Source organism: Hoeflea sp. 108, assembly GCF_000372965.1.
In the GTDB taxonomy this organism is placed as follows: Bacteria; Pseudomonadota; Alphaproteobacteria; order Rhizobiales; family Rhizobiaceae; genus Aminobacter.
Genome location: NZ_KB890026.1, coordinates 203,754 through 218,417, shown reverse-complemented (window position 1 = coordinate 218,417; position 14,664 = coordinate 203,754). Strand labels below are relative to the sequence as shown.

The window sequence follows — 14,664 nt, the reverse complement described above, 5'->3', positions numbered from 1 at the left end:
TGCGCGGGTAACGACTTTCAGCAACAACCGAGGTACCGGATAGAAAAAGCTATGCAATCGCACAATTTGAGGATTGATGATCGTCCCGAATATTTGGCCCATACCATGGGATGTGCTGGGAGAAGTGATGGCCTGAGGCGCATAGGGCGGGCTTAGCTCTCTTCCAAATGGGAATTTGCAAGGACAGCCACTTTTGATTTGCGGCCGCGGATCTCAGCCTCGATAGGCCCCAGGAAAGACTATGTCCTGGTCAACAAGGATGTTGAACTTGTAACCCGGTCGGATTTCGAGGGTCGGCTGCACGTCGAGGTTCTTGCTGATGGTGCGCTCTGCCAGCCGCCCAAAGGTCTCGGCGAAATTCCGGCGCGCTGCATCTGATGCATTGTTCTGGTTTGAGCTTGTAGATGATTGCGGAACTGCCATGTCGATGCCAGTGCCGATGATTGCGAGCAGGATCGCTGAGCCGAATGTCTTGAAATAGTGGTTGTCGACCTTGTCCTTGAATCCACCATTGCCTTGCGCATCCGTGCCTGCCATGCCGCCGATCTGCAATGTTGCCCCGTTCGGAAAGATGACGTCGGTCCAGACTGCGAGCACGCGCGACTGGCCGAATGAAACATTGCTGTCATAGCGGCCAAATAGCTTCGTGCCTTGTGGAACGAGCAGACGGTGGCCGGTGGCGCTGTCATAGACGTTTTGGCTGACCTGGGCGGTGATGCGGCCCGGCAGGTCGGAATTGATCCCGGTGATCAACGTTGCGGGTATCACCGAGCCGCGTTTCAGCTCATAGACAGATTGCTGATGAACCAGCCTGTTCGGCAGGTAGCCGAGATCTCTCATGTCAGCATTGAAGAAATCAGTCTTGGCACGCTGGCCATTCGGATCGAGGTTCTGGCCGCCGATACCTGCCTGAATGGCTGCAGCATAGAGATCGCCGGCCGCAGCAGGTCTGGCTGATATTGCCGATGCGTTTCCGGGGTTCTGTTTTTCGTTTGCATCGGGTGCTTCGAGATTGTTCAGGCTGACTGCGAGAGGCGAGTCGTAGGCAGCATCACTGGCCTGCAGGCGAGCCATTTTCTGGCGATGGCGTTCACGAATGTACTGCTCTCGCTGTTCACGTTCTAAACGGGCCTTCCAGGCTTTCTCGGGTTCACCCTGCTCAGGCGATTGATCTTGGCGATCGTGCCTTGTTTCGAAAGGGTTCTCGGCCACCTGCGCTGCTACTTGAGCCGGCACTGGTGGCGCCGGTGGGGGCGTGTTCACCTCGGCGGGGTCTCCAATAATGCCATCCGACACTCCGCGCTTCAGCTGCTCGGCATATGTCGATGCCGGGTTGTTCGAGGCAGCGTCGATGCCATCGTCGCTGCGAAAGAGCAGGCCACGCGACGTCAATCCAAAGATGATGACGGCGAAGAAGAGCAGGACGAGTACGACTGCGGCAACCACCGGCAACCTGTTGAGGCGCTGAATGCCGGAGCCGTTCTCCTGGTTTGGCGTACCGCCGAGTTTTAAGGATTGCACCATGCTTGTCCCTCCCCTATCCACGACGCATGACAGAGAGCGGACTCGCCGGGGACGCGCCTGACATTGTTGTCTCGTAGGCACGTCCGAGTTCGACGTTAGTTGTCGACATGCGTACCAGGACCTGGCCTTCATAGATGTCCATGACATAGGCGAGCGGGATCGTCTTGCCCTCCGTCTTCTGATCGGTGGCGACCGCATAACCCCAGCTTTTCAGCGCGATCTCGAGTGCCTGACCGAACGGTGAGCTATCGGGTTTCAATATGATGGTGTTGTTTCCGGGCCCTATCTGTTCGGCAAGTTTCGTAACCATGTCGCCCGCAATAGCGCTGGCGGCGGACCCAGAAATTTCGGGCGGTGCCGAACTGGCGACAAGCCGATCGGTTGTAGGGGCTTGGCAACCGGCAACAGCAGACCATAGCGACAGAACAGCCAGGACGTGGCGCATCTTAGCGTCCTCGCCTTATGGTGATCTTGTCCTGCCTCCAGCCCACGCCTGAGATGAGAACGGCGCGTTCGAGGTGATAGTCGACCACCATCATATCGCCTTTCATCCGATAATTGACGACGCGGTTCTCGCCTCCAGAGACGACGAACAGCACGGGAGCGTCTTGCCCGGAGATTGATCGCGGAAACTGGATGTAGGTCTTGGTTCCATCGGAATATACACGTGTCGGCCGCCAGCGCGCATTACCGGAGACCGTGTAGCCAAAGTTCAGCCGCTCGGCTGGAACGCCCGCACCTGGAATGATGCTCGCCTCGAGCCGCGCGTTCATGTCAGTCAGCTTCGAGGTGACATCTTCCGGATACTCGAAGCCGACACGCGCCATGTATTGGCTATGATGCGATTTGAGCTGGATATGGTAGGTGCGCCGTGAGGTTGTCACCACCATTGAGGTGACAAGATCGGGCTCGGATGGCTTGACGATCAGATGGATCGCCTGTCCCCCGATCGCACCGGAGGTCGCAGGTTCAATCTTCCAGCGGACAGTATCGCCGACCAGCACGTCGCGTACTGCCTCTCCAGGCTGAAGCTCGATATCGCAGACCTGCAAGGGCGAGCAGACGACCGACGGCTGGATCTCGCCAAAGAGAAAAATCACCTTGCCATCGGTGCCCTTGGTGACGAGACCCCTTTTCCCACGCCACTGCCCGGAAATTCCGGTGCCTTTTTGCTCGTTGGCACTCATGCCTTCGGCACGGGCTCGCAATGAGAAGATCGGAGCCGCAGCGAACGTGGCGGCAAGCGCGACGGCGATGGCGCGCGCAGTAATGCTGGAGGTGGTCGTATTCATCGGGGCCATGCCTTTCACAGCTGCGCGGTCCAGTCGAAGTCGCGGAGATAGAGACCAATGGGGTTGAGCCGGATGACGCTCTCGTCCTGTGGCGCGGTGAGCGTCACGGTGGCGATGCCGCGGAACCGGCGAAGGCCAGTTTCCTTGCCCCTGCGATCGCGCTCAAACTCGGTCCAGTCGATCTGGAACGATTGCGCCGAGAGCGCCACGATGTTGTTGACCTCGATGGCGACGGTGGCAGTCTTGGCCCTGTCGAACGGCGAATTCGACCGGAACCACGCATTGACCTTTTCGGTCGCGGGGTCTGACGTCCGCAAAAGGGCATAGGTGCGGTCAATGTATTGCTTTTGCACGACCGCATCCGGGCTCACACTTCGAAAGTTGGAAACAAAGCTGCCAAGGGTCGCACGCACAACGCGCGCGTCGGCATACTCAATTTGCTGGGGGAACCCCGCATGAGCCGCCGAGCCAAGCTTGTCGACTTCGACAATGTAGGGGACGAGCTTGACCTGGGTGCTCTGAAACAGGGCATAGGAGAAGCTGATCACCGCCATAGCCATCCCGGTGACGCCGACCACACGCCAGCCGGCCGCCGCTTTTACATAAGAGCCATAGCGCTCGTTCCATTCCTGGCGGGCGGCGAGATAAGGGTTTTCTGGTGGGTTGCGCTCGGCCATGGCAGGCTCATCTCCGATTACTTGTTTTCGTTGGCAGGCAGCGGAGCGGGTGCCGCTTTGCCCGAGGGCCTGCTCTGGTCGAGCTTGGCATTGGCGAGCCCAAGCAGCGAGCCGGCATGGGCTCCTGGTGACGCGATCGCCTTGTCCTTGGCGGCTGATCCAGCCGCCCATCCGGCACTGCCAATGCCGGAAACCATTCCGCGAAAGGCTGCGGCTGCCATGGAGGCGCCTGCCGCCCGGGCAGCACTTGCTGTGGACGCGCCGTTGGTGGCGGCACTTGCACCAAGGAAGGCGCCACCAGCCGCGAAGGTCGCCGCCTGGCCGCCGTGGCGTATTGCCTCCATGCCGCCGGATACAGAGGCTCCCTGCACAACCCCTTGGAGGATCGCCGGCACATACATGGCAATGATGAATACGACGACGGCTATGCCGGCGATGGCGAGCGTGGTGACGAATTTCTCGGAGTTGGCCGTTGGCGCTTCCGCCAGTCCAATCAGCACTTCCGAGCCGATCCGCGCGATCATCACCAGCGCCATGAGCTTCATGCCAACGGAAAAGGCGTAGATCAGGTAACGAACGGCAAAATCCTTGGTGAAGGACGATCCCCCGAGGCCGAGCATGATCATGCCGGCGAGAAGGCCGACATACATCTCGACCAGGACCGCAACGAAGATCGCCGCGACCAGGCTGAAACAGACGACCACCACGACCATGGCGAAGACGGCGGCTATCGCCAGCGCGTTGTCTTCGAACAGGCCGAACTTTGCCTGCTGGGACATTTTCGAGGCGACGCGGATGCCGGCGTCGAAGATGTTGGCGGGAGATGCCGATCCACCGCTGGCGCCGATCTGGAACAGGCTGTCGACGATCGCCTTGGCGAAACTCGGACCTTGGTCAAGGATGAATGCGAAGAGCCCGATGAACATGATCCTGCGCACCAGCTCGGCAAACCAGCTGTCGAGCGATGCGGTGTTTATGGCAAGCCAGACTGCTGCGATCGCAACTTCAATTCCGGCGAGGATCCAGAACAATGAGCGGGCTGCGTTCATCACAGTCGATTGCCAACCGCGCGCGGCCGTAACGACCTGGTTCTCCAGCGTCGTCAGCACCGAGCCCTGCTGGGCGAGTACGGGCGTGCTGGCAAGCAGAATTGTACCGATCACTGCGCATGCGAGATGGCAGCTGGCGAATTGTCTGGCAGTTACCATCTTGGCCGCATCTCCTGGCCGCCTCGCGGCGTCCGTTCCGGATCGCCGCCGAAGAACTTTTCCGCATGTTCTCGGCGCCCGGTTTCCGACACGGATGCAGGCGCTGCATCCGTCGGCGCGGATTTCCGCAGCATCCAGATGGCGCTGCACGCGCAGAGGCCGATGGCGATCCCGATCGCAATTGCCGTGACCGTTGCGGAACTCACCAGCGCGGCTCCATCATTTGGCCGCCCCGCACACTGGGTAACGTAGAGCTGAAGAAGCTTTCTCGACGCGCTTGCGCCAAATCCTTGTCTGCTTGTCTGGATTGGAACCACGTTCCCATCATCGTCATCTGTTGCGAGACCAACCCGCGCAACTTCTGGAACTGCGCAACTTGCTGAGCCGCTATCTGATGACCGACCTGAAGCGCCTTCATTTGACCGTCGGCGGTCTCCGACATCGAACGCAACGAGTTCATGGTTGATTCCTCCGAGGTGAATTGATCTGCCGTCAGCCCCGCCGCCCTGAGCGTGCCGGCAATCGTGTCGCGGTTTGTGGCCGACCAGCTCTGGTAATTGCCGGAAAAGGTCTGGCCCTCGGCAAGGCCTGTCTTGAAATCGGCGAAGCTCTGAAAGCGTTGCTTGAGCACGTCATCGACGTTGCCCATCGAGAATGCGACGCCCTGCCCCTGCCCGACAACCGCTTGCAGCTTCTTGAGGTCGCCTTCGACCTGTCCCCAGACGTGATCGGGCAGCCGGGCGGTGTTCTGCAGCAGGTTGTTGTAGATGTTCAGCTGGTTTTGAATCTGCTCAGCCAGCTGCGTGATCTGTTTGACCTGGTTGTTGACCTGTTCAGCAGACTTGCCGACCAGCGAGATCAACTCGGCGTTGTTGAGGAGCTGCGTCCATTCGGTTGCCTGGCCAGTCACGCCGCCGGCATGGCCGGTCCCCGGCGTGATTGTCGTGAAAATGAACATGACCGCGGCACTGGCAGCCCGCAACCTATGTGGATGGAAGCCGTGATGCGGCATGACCAACTCCTCTCTGTTCAAGCCAATGGGTCGGCCATTCCAGGCCGTGTTTTCGCTTGAGTGCCAGGATGCGTTTGAGATCGTCTTTGCCAGATGCGCCGACGAAGGACAGGGCAACTGGTCCGAGCGACATGTCGAACAGCCGTCTGCCTTCAGGTGAAGCGACGTAGTATTCGCGCTTGGGGATAGCAGCGGCCACGATCTCGATCTGGCGCTCGTTGAAGCCAATTCGCTCATAGAATTCGCGAGTGCCTGGCTCGCGTGCCGCCCCATTGGGCAGACAGATCTTGGTCGGGCAGGATTCCTTGAGCACATCGACGATGCCTGAGCGCTCCGCATCGGAAATCGACTGGGTCGCGAGCGCCACGGCGCAGTTGGCTTTGCGCAACACCTTCAGCCATTCCCTGATCTTGTTGCGAAACGTAGGGTGACCCAGCATCAGCCATGCCTCGTCGAGGACGATCAGACTTGGCGCGCCACTCAGGCGTTTCTCGATCCTGCGGAAGAGGTAGGCCAGGACTGGGACGAGGTTGCGCTCGCCCATGTTCATCAGTTGCTCGATCTCGAAGGTCTGGAAAGATCCAAGCGACAGCCCGTCGCTCTCGGCATCGAGCAGTTGCCCCATCGGTCCGTCGACGGTGTAGTGATGAAGTGCTTCCTTGATCTCGCGCATCTGGACGCCAGAAACGAAGTCCGACAGCGAGCGGCCGCGGGCTTCCCCCAAAAGTGTGACCTGCCGCGAGATCGCGTTGCGGTGATCCGGCTTGATGGAAACACCCTGTAGGGCCACCAGCATCTCGATCCATTCGGACGCGAAGGCCTTGTCAGCATCGGTGGAAAGATCCGAGAGCGGGCAGAAAGCGAGCCCATTACCGGAGTTGACTTCACCTCCCGGTGAAACGTCCCTGTCTGCCCCGATCTCGTAATGATCGCCGCCGGCCGCCAGTGTCAGCGGCAGCATCGACCGGCCCTTGTCGAAGACGAAGATCTGGGCATCTGGGTAGCGTCGAAACTGAGCGACGATCAGGGCAAGGAGTGTCGACTTGCCCGACCCCGTTGGCCCGAAGACCAGCGTGTGGCCGACGTCGTCGACATGCAGGTTCAGTCGGAAAGGTGTCGAGCCCGACGCAACCTGGATCAGTGGCGGCGAGGCCGGAGGAAAAAATGGGCATGGCGCAACAGGGTTTCCGGACCAGATCGAGTTCAGAGGGATGAGATCGGCAAGATTACGCGTGTTGATCAGCGGCTCGCGGACATTGGCGTACCAGTTGCCAGGCAACGAGCCAAGGAATGCCTCGGTTGCGTTGAGCGTCTCGATCCTCGCGCCGAAACCCTCAGCCTGGACCATGCGCCGAATTGCCTCGCAATTCTCCCGAAGGCGGGTGCTGCTTTCGTCAAACAGGACTATCACTGGGGTGTAGTAGCCGTAGGCGACAAGCTGCGATGAAGCTTGCGCGATCGCATCCTCCGTCTCTGCCACCATGGTCATGGCGTCCTGGTCGATCGCACGGGACTGCGTCTGGAAAAGCTGATCGAAAAACGGCCGGACTTTCTGCTGCCACTTCTTGCGGGTGCGCTCGAGCTTCTGGCGAGCTTCCTGGTCATCGAGGAACATGAAGCGCGACGACCAGCGATAGGTAAGCGGCATCAGGTCGAGGCAGTTGAGTATTCCGGGCCAGCTTTCTGCTGGCAATCCGTCGATTGCAACCACCCCAAGAAAGCGGTTTTCGACGACCGGTGTCAGCCCATGCTGAAGCTCAGCCGTCACCAACCAGTCGAGATACATCGGGATGTCAGGCAGGCGCACCGGATGGTTCTCTCCGGTGACGCAGAAGCGGATGAACTGGAACATTTCGTCATAGCGAGCGGTCACAAAGCCGCCTCGCTCCTCGACCGGTCGGGTAACCATCCGTTTGATCGACAAGACGTTGGCGAGATACTGCTCGACTTCGCGTATTGCAGTCTCAAACGTCTGCAGCACTGTGTCGGCATAGGTTGCAGCTCGGCTCCCTGGGTCCGAATAGAGGTAGCGGGTGAGGCCTGAACGTTGCCGCGCCGGCGGACGATAGGTCAGGATCAGCGCATGCCGGCTCTCAAAATGCCCTTTCTCCCGCTCGAAATGCGCGCGTCGTTCGTCGTCGATGGCGCGCGTAACGGGATCGGGGAAATGGCATTCTGTAACTGCGGGATAGGCAACGGTCGGTACGCGTACCGCCTCGACCTGGATCATCCAGCCCGAGCCGAGGCGCGAAAGGATCGCATTGATCTGGCGTGAAATCTCGTTGCGCTCTGTATCAGTAGAGCTCTCCGAATCCGGACCGGCGAAGTACCAGCCTGCCATCAAGCTCCCGTCCTTGAGCAGGATGACGCCATTGGCGACCAGTCCCGCATAGGGAACAAGATCGGCAAAGGACGGTCCGGAATGGCGAAAAGAACGCAGCTTGGCCATTGTTCAATGGTCCTCAGTATCGGCGCCAAGGCGTCGAGGTAGGCCGGTAGTACGACCGATAAGAGACGTGCCTGAGGTAGATGTGCCGCATCATCGGGTCGGCTTTGGCCATCATTCGAAGCGCCGCAACCACCAAGATCCACACTGCGATGCCAAGCACAGCGGAATGAATGGTCAACACCACAAAGATCAGGATCACCGCGGCAAGGCCGGCGAGGAGCACCAGTTCGCGGTCTGCGCCCATCAGTAGGTTAGGGCGTGACAGCGCTCGATGGATGCGGTTGCGCTGGAGATTGGAGCCGGCGTCAGCCATTCCTCCCCTCCCCAGTCTCGGTATGGACAGCAGAGGCCTCGCCATCACCGAGAACCGCGCCGGTAGCGCCGAACAAGGCAACAATCTGAGTTGCACCAAGGAGAATGCCGGCAACAAGCACTACATACATGAGCCTGCGCGCGAAATCGTTGAGTTCTCCGCCAAAGATCAGCATGCCACCTGCAACGGCAACGGCCGCAAGTGCAATGAAGCCTGCGACAGGCCCGGTGATCGATTGCTGGATCCGTTGCAGCGGGCCCTCCCACGGCAGACCTCCTCCCGAACTGGCAAGCGCCGGATCGGTCAGTATCAATGAAAGCGACAGCGCCAATGCGCCGCATACAAGAATGGACTGACGGTCATGCGACATGGCGCTGTTCCTCGACCTGAGCGTAGGTTTCCGTGTGGTACTGAGTGCCGGCGAAACGCTCGACGCGGATGACATCGCGCACCTGTCGACCTCTCGGCGTTCGCTCGATCGACACGACGAGGTCTACTGCCTCCCCGATCACTTCTCGCATCGGTTGCTGGCTGACCTCCGCAGTCAACTGTTCGAGGCGGCGTAGCGCAGACATTGCCGTATTGGAGTGGATCGTGGTCACGCCGCCGGGATGGCCGGTGTTCCAGGCTTTCAGAAGCGTCAGAGCCGCACCGTCACGAACCTCGCCGACAATGATGCGGTCTGGCCTCAGCCGCATCGTGCTCTTGAGCAGACGGCTCATGTCGACCATATCGCTGGTATGTAGCGCCACCGCATTCTCGGCCGCGCATTGTATCTCCGTTGTGTCCTCGAGAATGAGCAAACGGTCCTTTGGCGCTGTTTCGACGATCTCGGCAATGACAGCATTGGCCAGGGTTGTTTTGCCTGAACCCGTTCCGCCGGATATGACGATGTTCAGCCGCGAAGTGATCGCGTTGCGGATCACGGATGCCTGCTTCTCGGTCATGAGATTACATGAGACATAGTCGGCAAGCCGGATCAGCCTGGAAGCGCGCCGGCGGATTGTGAATGTCGGGGCCGGGACAACAGGCGGCAGCAATCCTTCGAAACGATGGCCTCCGATCGGCAATTCGCCGGAAATAATCGGGTGTCGCTCGTCAGCCTCGGAGTGCAGTACGTGTGCGACGCTGCCGATAATGACCTCGGCAGCGGCTGCATCCATCTGGCCGGCTGGCGAAGTACCGTGGCCAATCCGTTCGATGAACAGCCGCCCGTCGGGGTTCAGCATAATCTCGACGACAGATCCATCGTCGAGCGCAACGCAAAGGTCGTGGCCGAGTGCGTCTTGCAGCTTGCGGATGAGGCGAGAATGGGAACGAAGTTGGGGCATGTCGGCTACCTCACGCCACTCGACGCGGTGTTGCCCCAAGGAGAGCCCGCTGCCTCGCTTGCAGTAGGCCACGCGTCGGTTCGAACCACGCGTTTTCGTTCAGCGTCGCAGCGACAGATTGCCGCCTGGGTGCATGGAAGTTGTGGGCCTGCAAATAATCATAGTAGTGGCATGCTCGTCCTTGAGTCGAACCATCTATTGCACTCCGCATCACCCCTCACAGCCCCAACATTTGGATGGGGCGAAGTCATCACAAATCATGTCTTGGAAGGAGTGCGGAATTCTACAGTCGCCCGACCTGTCCGGGCGGCCGGGCCAATCAAAAGCAGCAGCACCAATATTGTTAACGATTGAAATCCTTGCACTATTTAGTTTTCGCCGATCTTACGAGGGCGGGCGGCAGGAAATGAAATTTCGGAACATCCGGGAACAGCTGAGGACAATCAGAGTACTGATAAACAAGCGCCGATGCGAAATTCGCATTAATCATTTGGGGCAGGGCCCCGAGACTGCATTTCCACATCAAGTTTGGATGAGGCGCTCGCAACAGGCCTCTCAACGGCAAGGCCTTCCGTTCGGGAACTGCTCATCTGTGGCGTCGCGATCTTCCTGACCGTCGGCGCCATGGCCGCTTCCATGAGCGCATCAATTGCGAGAGAGAGATGAAGTACAACGTTCCGATTTCCGATGCCGAAGCGCATACCAGGTCGTCGGAACGCTACATTGTGAAGCAATGTGAAGGTAAGCCCATTTCGTCCAAATCCGACAGCAGCGGCCCCTGTAACCTACCTATCCGTTCAGCTGCGTAACTACTAGAAGGCCATAAATTACGCCTTCAATCACGCACGGGCGCGGTATCGTTTGCCGCCTGCCAAGGCAAATATTGCTCGCCAAAGCGCAGCTGGGACGGCCTTCGACCTACGGTGGTGGACGGCCGGTGATTGCATACCTGGCAGCCGCTGCACTGGCCGCACATAACACGAGGTGCTGCCCTGCCCGTTTCCGCCGAACCAAGGGTGTTCGGCGAACGTGGGTGACACAGAAGGATCTGCGCCGCGCGGAGGGTGGGGATGATTGAGGCCTGCGTGCGACGAAACGAGCAGTGCGATATTGCTCAGACTTCGTTGGTTGTTGAATCACCATTTCTGACAAGATCCCATGCACTTAGCCGCTCGCCGGTATGGGTGAGACCAGCTTGCGCCAAGTAGACAAAGGCGGGAGCAAGCGCATCGGGCTCGACCCAGTTGCGTCGAGCCTCCGCATCGTAGGTGCGTTCAGACATTGGTGTGCGCATAAACATGCCCGGTGTGACGGTCACTGACGCGATCCCTACAGGCTTTCCCTCCAAAGCCAACGACTTTGAAAGTCCCTCCAGGCCATGCTTCGCTGCGCAATAGGCAGTCTCTTCGACAAAGCCCTCAATGCCGGAACGCGAAGATAGGAAGATAAGTACACCTTGGCCTGCTTCCGCCATACCCGGCCAAACAGCCCTAGCAAGTTGAAAACCTGCCTGAAGCCCGACGTCCACTGTTCGACGGAAGTCAGGAAGCCGCATCGTCGCTATGGGCTTGGGGTCGAGGATGGCGGCATTGTGCACGAGCGTATCGACTTTACCCAGCCAGGCTAAAGCCTCCCCGATTGCCACATCCGTGGCTGCAGAATCTGCAAGGTCCACCGTTAGCGCCAAGCAGCGTCCACCGTACTCGTCCTTAACTTGGTCTAGTCCCTCGGAATTGTAATCCATAAGCACAACACGGGCGCCGAGCCGCGCAAAACTACGCGCAATAGCCGCTCCCAGTCCTTGTGCTGCGCCAGTTACGATGACGCGCTGCCCGTTCATGTCACTCATCTCTTGCAGCGCTCCGTTGGGAGGTCCACCCATGCGCGGGTCGCCGTCGATTCTCGAACAGCGTCCAGCACCAGTTGGTTCGCGAGCCCGTCAAAGAAGTTCGCACCTTGTTTCAGGGACCTACCTTGCGAAATAGCTACGGCAAACTCCCTGAGAGCACTGACGACCGAGCTATTCCATACACCTTTGTTTAACCCCGGCAGCGAAGAGTTTGGGTCTTCGACCGTGATGTCGCTGAACTCTTGGCCAGCTTTGGCGAAATAAAGACGCTCATCCTCATTGGAAAGGAGAACCGTCCCCTTCGAACCGAAGACTTGGGTAACATTGCCGATGTTGTGAGCGGCGACGCCGCTCATGAAAACCTGGGCGCGTGCGCCGCTTTGCATACGCAAGGTGAGATAAGACACGTCATCGGCAGTGGCCGTCCAGCGTTGCCCGGTGCGCTTATCGATCCGATCAGGGACCATTGTGATCGCCTCCCCAATGACAGAGACCACCGGGCCCAGCCACCATCGCAGCATGTCGACCTGATGGCTGCCGTTTGCTCCAAGCCGTCCACCACCTTGGTCAATCAAGCTCCACCAATCGCCGATCGGGCGGCTTGCCGGATCGGCCCAGCTGGCCCCGATGTTCGAGATGTTGACGTGGCGAATCTCGCCGAGGTCGCCGCTCGCGATCATCTCAGCAATGCGCATACGGTTAGGATTGAAGCGCAATTCGTGATCAATCATATGCAGGCGCCCTAGTGCCTCGGCTTTGTCCAGCATTGCCTCGGCCTCTCCTGCATCCATCGCAGTCGGTTTTTCGCAAAGCACATGCGCGCCATGATCCAGCGCGGCAAGCGTCATCTCGGCATGGGTGTTTGTTGGCGTCGCGATTAGTACCGCGTCTGGCCTGTGTCGAGCCAGCATCTCACGCCAATCGGCATAAGCGTCTGCTATTCCGAACTCGTCGGCCGCCGCTCGTGCGCTCGCAAGACGATTGGATGCTAGAGCGACAACTTCCGCGCCGGGTACGTGGCGAAGTGCAGGCAGATAGGCGGCCTTGGCAAAACTGGCGCCGATGATGGCGAATTTCATAGATACGCTCCGTTTTCACGAAATGGTCTTGAGACGTGGGTCAAGAAAGTCTCGCAGCCAGTCGCCCAGAATATTGAAACTCAACACGGTGACGACGATTGCAAACCCTGGGAAAAATGCCAGCCACCATTTGTTTGCCAGCAGCTGCTCCCTGCTCTCGGCAAGCATCGCTCCCCAGGTGGGAACATTTGGCGGCACGCCCAGACCGAGGAACGATAGCGATGCTTCGGATAGGATCACTGATGCTACGTTGAAGGAAGCGATCACGGTAAGTGGGGCTATGATATTGGGAAGGATGGTGCGGAAGATGATCAGGAACGTTGGATCGCCAAGCGCTCGAGCAGCTTCGACGTATTCTTTCTCTCTCTGAGAGAGAGTCTGGGCTCGGACGATACGCGCATAAGTTACCCACTGGCCTACTCCGAGCACGATAATGATATTCATCACGCCTGGCCCGAGAATTACCAGGAACAATATGGCAAGAAGGATAAACGGGAAGGCGAGCTGGATATCGCCCAGGCGCATGATGACGTCGTCGACCCAGCCGCCGAAATAGCCTGACACCAGTCCCGCCACAACGCCAATGGTGCCACCCACCATGATGGCGCAGATGCCGACCAGCAGGGAAACGCGGGCGCCATAAAGCAGACGGGAGAATACGTCTCTGCCAAGTCCATCCGTACCTAGGAAATACATCCCTTGCGGCCCCTGCGCGAAGGGGTCCGCCAGCCGCATCATGATGTTCTGGCGGTTGGGATCCATCGGTGAAATCCAGGGTCCAAAGAAGGCCGCGAAGGCTACACAGCTCAGAATAAAGATAGCGAGCAAGGGCCACTTGGCGGCAACAAGAGAACGCTTTGCACGCCTCCATTCTCGCTGGCGCAATGTTAGCTGGTTGGGGGTGGAGACAGATCCTGAAGAAGCTTCTGCAGACATGTCCGGCTCCTAGAGCTTCACGCGCGGGTCGATCTTGGCGTAGATCAGATCGACAATGAGATTGAGGGAAATGAACACCAGCGCCAATATGACCACGGCTGCCTGCACAACTGGAATGTCGCGTTGGTTGATGGCGTTAAAAATCAATCGGCCGATGCCTGGCCATGAGAACACCATCTCCACCACCACGACGCCGCCGAGCATAAAGCCAAATTCGAGGCCGATCATGGTGACGACAGGCAACCAAGCATTGCGCAGGGCATGGCGGACGATGACGGCGCTCTCGCTTATGCCCTTGGCCCGAGCCGTCCGGACATAGTCTTGGCTGAGAACCTCGAGCATAGACGATCGTACCAGCCGCGCATTGCGGGAGATCGAATAGAACGCAACGGCGAAACCCGGCATGATCAGGTAGTACAGAGCCTGGGGCAGCTGCGAGAATGCCTTGACTACCTCACCTTGGACCAGCGGCATGATGAAGGGAACATGGCCGGAGATTGGCAGTATGCGCAGCTGCAGACCCAGAAACATGATCATCATTATGCCCAGCCAGAAGCTGGGGATTGATTGACCGGCCATGGCCACGGTCATGATGGAGCCGTCGACGGCAGTACCGCGATTCAGCGCTGCCACTACTCCCAGCGGTATGGCGACAACCACCGCCAGGATCATGGCGAACATCGTGAGTTCCAGCGTCGCTGGAAGGGCCTCGAGAACGGCATCGAGCGCTGGGCGCTTGTAAGACAGCGAGTTGCCGAAGTCCCCCTGCGCCAGATTGACAAGGAAAGTGAGGTATTGGATGTGCATTGGCTGGTCAAAGCCAAGGGCGTGGCGCGTGCGTATGATTTCTTCCGGCGTTGCACGTTCACTTACATAGAGATAAGTCGGGTCACCGCTCATCTGCAACGCGAGGAACGTAATAAGTGTCACGCCGATAATGACGATGAGACTTTGCCAGAGGCGGCGGACAATAAAGGTCATGGTGTACGGCCCT

15 protein-coding genes are annotated in these 14,664 nt (G+C 58.9%); all 15 read right to left on the bottom strand.

Annotation, left to right across the window (positions count from 1 at the left end):
* Positions 1-213 precede the first annotated feature (213 nt).
* Entirely contained in the window at positions 214-1,524 is a 1,311-nt protein-coding gene (gene trbI, locus B015_RS0129010) for an IncP-type conjugal transfer protein TrbI (RefSeq protein WP_026227873.1), read from the bottom strand.
* 13 nt (positions 1,525-1,537) lie between these two features.
* Positions 1,538-1,969 (bottom strand): conjugal transfer protein TrbH, encoded by a 432-nt coding sequence (gene trbH / locus B015_RS0129005; RefSeq protein WP_040457427.1) that lies wholly within the window; start codon positions 1,967-1,969, stop codon positions 1,538-1,540.
* A gap of 1 nt (position 1,970) precedes the next feature.
* Positions 1,971-2,816, bottom strand: a complete 846-nt coding sequence (gene trbG / locus B015_RS0129000; protein ID WP_026227871.1) for a P-type conjugative transfer protein TrbG — start codon at positions 2,814-2,816, stop codon at positions 1,971-1,973.
* Between the two features lie 14 nt (positions 2,817-2,830).
* Complete coding sequence (locus tag B015_RS0128995) at positions 2,831-3,493, bottom strand: conjugal transfer protein TrbF (protein ID WP_018431276.1); 663 nt, start codon at positions 3,491-3,493, stop codon at positions 2,831-2,833.
* A gap of 17 nt (positions 3,494-3,510) precedes the next feature.
* The gene (gene trbL, locus B015_RS0128990) at positions 3,511-4,701 is read right to left on the bottom strand and encodes a P-type conjugative transfer protein TrbL (RefSeq protein WP_026227870.1); all 1,191 of its coding nucleotides are present in this window, start codon (positions 4,699-4,701) and stop codon (positions 3,511-3,513) included.
* Positions 4,695-4,907 (bottom strand): entry exclusion protein TrbK, encoded by a 213-nt coding sequence (trbK, locus tag B015_RS32905; protein ID WP_018431274.1) that lies wholly within the window; start codon positions 4,905-4,907, stop codon positions 4,695-4,697. The genes trbL and trbK overlap by 7 nt, the downstream gene beginning before the upstream one ends.
* A complete protein-coding gene (gene trbJ, locus B015_RS0128980) occupies positions 4,904-5,713 on the bottom strand; it encodes a P-type conjugative transfer protein TrbJ (protein WP_026227869.1) in 810 nt (269 codons plus the stop codon). The genes trbK and trbJ overlap by 4 nt, the downstream gene beginning before the upstream one ends.
* A complete protein-coding gene (locus B015_RS0128975; protein WP_018431272.1) occupies positions 5,685-8,162 on the bottom strand; it encodes a conjugal transfer protein TrbE in 2,478 nt (825 codons plus the stop codon). Before B015_RS0128975 ends, trbJ begins: the two co-directional genes overlap by 29 nt.
* A 13-nt stretch (positions 8,163-8,175) precedes the next feature.
* Complete coding sequence (locus tag B015_RS0128970; RefSeq protein WP_026227868.1) at positions 8,176-8,475, bottom strand: conjugal transfer protein TrbD; 300 nt, start codon at positions 8,473-8,475, stop codon at positions 8,176-8,178.
* Positions 8,468-8,845 carry a TrbC/VirB2 family protein gene (locus tag B015_RS0128965; RefSeq protein ID WP_026227867.1) on the bottom strand — a complete coding sequence of 126 codons (378 nt, stop codon included), beginning with the start codon at positions 8,843-8,845 and terminating at the stop codon, positions 8,468-8,470. The genes B015_RS0128970 and B015_RS0128965 overlap by 8 nt, the downstream gene beginning before the upstream one ends.
* On the bottom strand, positions 8,835-9,806 hold the full coding sequence (trbB, locus tag B015_RS0128960; protein ID WP_018431269.1) for a P-type conjugative transfer ATPase TrbB: 972 nt from the start codon (positions 9,804-9,806) through the stop codon (positions 8,835-8,837). Before trbB ends, B015_RS0128965 begins: the two co-directional genes overlap by 11 nt.
* 1,114 nt (positions 9,807-10,920) lie before the next feature.
* A complete protein-coding gene (locus B015_RS0128950; protein WP_018431267.1) occupies positions 10,921-11,655 on the bottom strand; it encodes an SDR family oxidoreductase in 735 nt (244 codons plus the stop codon).
* On the bottom strand, positions 11,652-12,734 hold the full coding sequence (locus B015_RS0128945; protein ID WP_018431266.1) for a Gfo/Idh/MocA family oxidoreductase: 1,083 nt from the start codon (positions 12,732-12,734) through the stop codon (positions 11,652-11,654). Before B015_RS0128945 ends, B015_RS0128950 begins: the two co-directional genes overlap by 4 nt.
* A gap of 15 nt (positions 12,735-12,749) precedes the next feature.
* Positions 12,750-13,670 (bottom strand): ABC transporter permease, encoded by a 921-nt coding sequence (locus B015_RS0128940; protein ID WP_026227866.1) that lies wholly within the window; start codon positions 13,668-13,670, stop codon positions 12,750-12,752.
* A 9-nt stretch (positions 13,671-13,679) separates the two neighbouring features.
* On the bottom strand, positions 13,680-14,651 hold the full coding sequence (locus B015_RS0128935) for an ABC transporter permease (protein ID WP_018431264.1): 972 nt from the start codon (positions 14,649-14,651) through the stop codon (positions 13,680-13,682).
* Between the last annotated feature and the right edge of the window lie 13 nt (positions 14,652-14,664).

Excerpts from the sequence above, each read along its gene's own strand:
- trbI (WP_026227873.1), bottom strand. The coding sequence starts at position 1,524 with ATGGTGCAATCCTTAAAACTCGGCGGTACGCCAAACCAGGAGAACGGC.
- trbH (WP_040457427.1), bottom strand. The coding sequence starts at position 1,969 with ATGCGCCACGTCCTGGCTGTTCTGTCGCTATGGTCTGCTGTTGCCGGT.
- trbG (WP_026227871.1), bottom strand. The coding sequence starts at position 2,816 with ATGAATACGACCACCTCCAGCATTACTGCGCGCGCCATCGCCGTCGCG.
- B015_RS0128995 (WP_018431276.1), bottom strand. The coding sequence starts at position 3,493 with ATGGCCGAGCGCAACCCACCAGAAAACCCTTATCTCGCCGCCCGCCAG.
- trbL (WP_026227870.1), bottom strand. The coding sequence starts at position 4,701 with ATGGTAACTGCCAGACAATTCGCCAGCTGCCATCTCGCATGCGCAGTG.
- trbJ (WP_026227869.1), bottom strand. The coding sequence starts at position 5,713 with ATGCCGCATCACGGCTTCCATCCACATAGGTTGCGGGCTGCCAGTGCC.
- B015_RS0128975 (WP_018431272.1), bottom strand. The coding sequence starts at position 8,162 with ATGGCCAAGCTGCGTTCTTTTCGCCATTCCGGACCGTCCTTTGCCGAT.
- B015_RS0128970 (WP_026227868.1), bottom strand. The coding sequence starts at position 8,475 with ATGGCTGACGCCGGCTCCAATCTCCAGCGCAACCGCATCCATCGAGCG.
- B015_RS0128965 (WP_026227867.1), bottom strand. The coding sequence starts at position 8,845 with ATGTCGCATGACCGTCAGTCCATTCTTGTATGCGGCGCATTGGCGCTG.
- trbB (WP_018431269.1), bottom strand. The coding sequence starts at position 9,806 with ATGCCCCAACTTCGTTCCCATTCTCGCCTCATCCGCAAGCTGCAAGAC.
- B015_RS0128950 (WP_018431267.1), bottom strand. The coding sequence starts at position 11,655 with ATGAGTGACATGAACGGGCAGCGCGTCATCGTAACTGGCGCAGCACAA.
- B015_RS0128945 (WP_018431266.1), bottom strand. The coding sequence starts at position 12,734 with ATGAAATTCGCCATCATCGGCGCCAGTTTTGCCAAGGCCGCCTATCTG.
- B015_RS0128940 (WP_026227866.1), bottom strand. The coding sequence starts at position 13,670 with ATGTCTGCAGAAGCTTCTTCAGGATCTGTCTCCACCCCCAACCAGCTA.
- B015_RS0128935 (WP_018431264.1), bottom strand. The coding sequence starts at position 14,651 with ATGACCTTTATTGTCCGCCGCCTCTGGCAAAGTCTCATCGTCATTATC.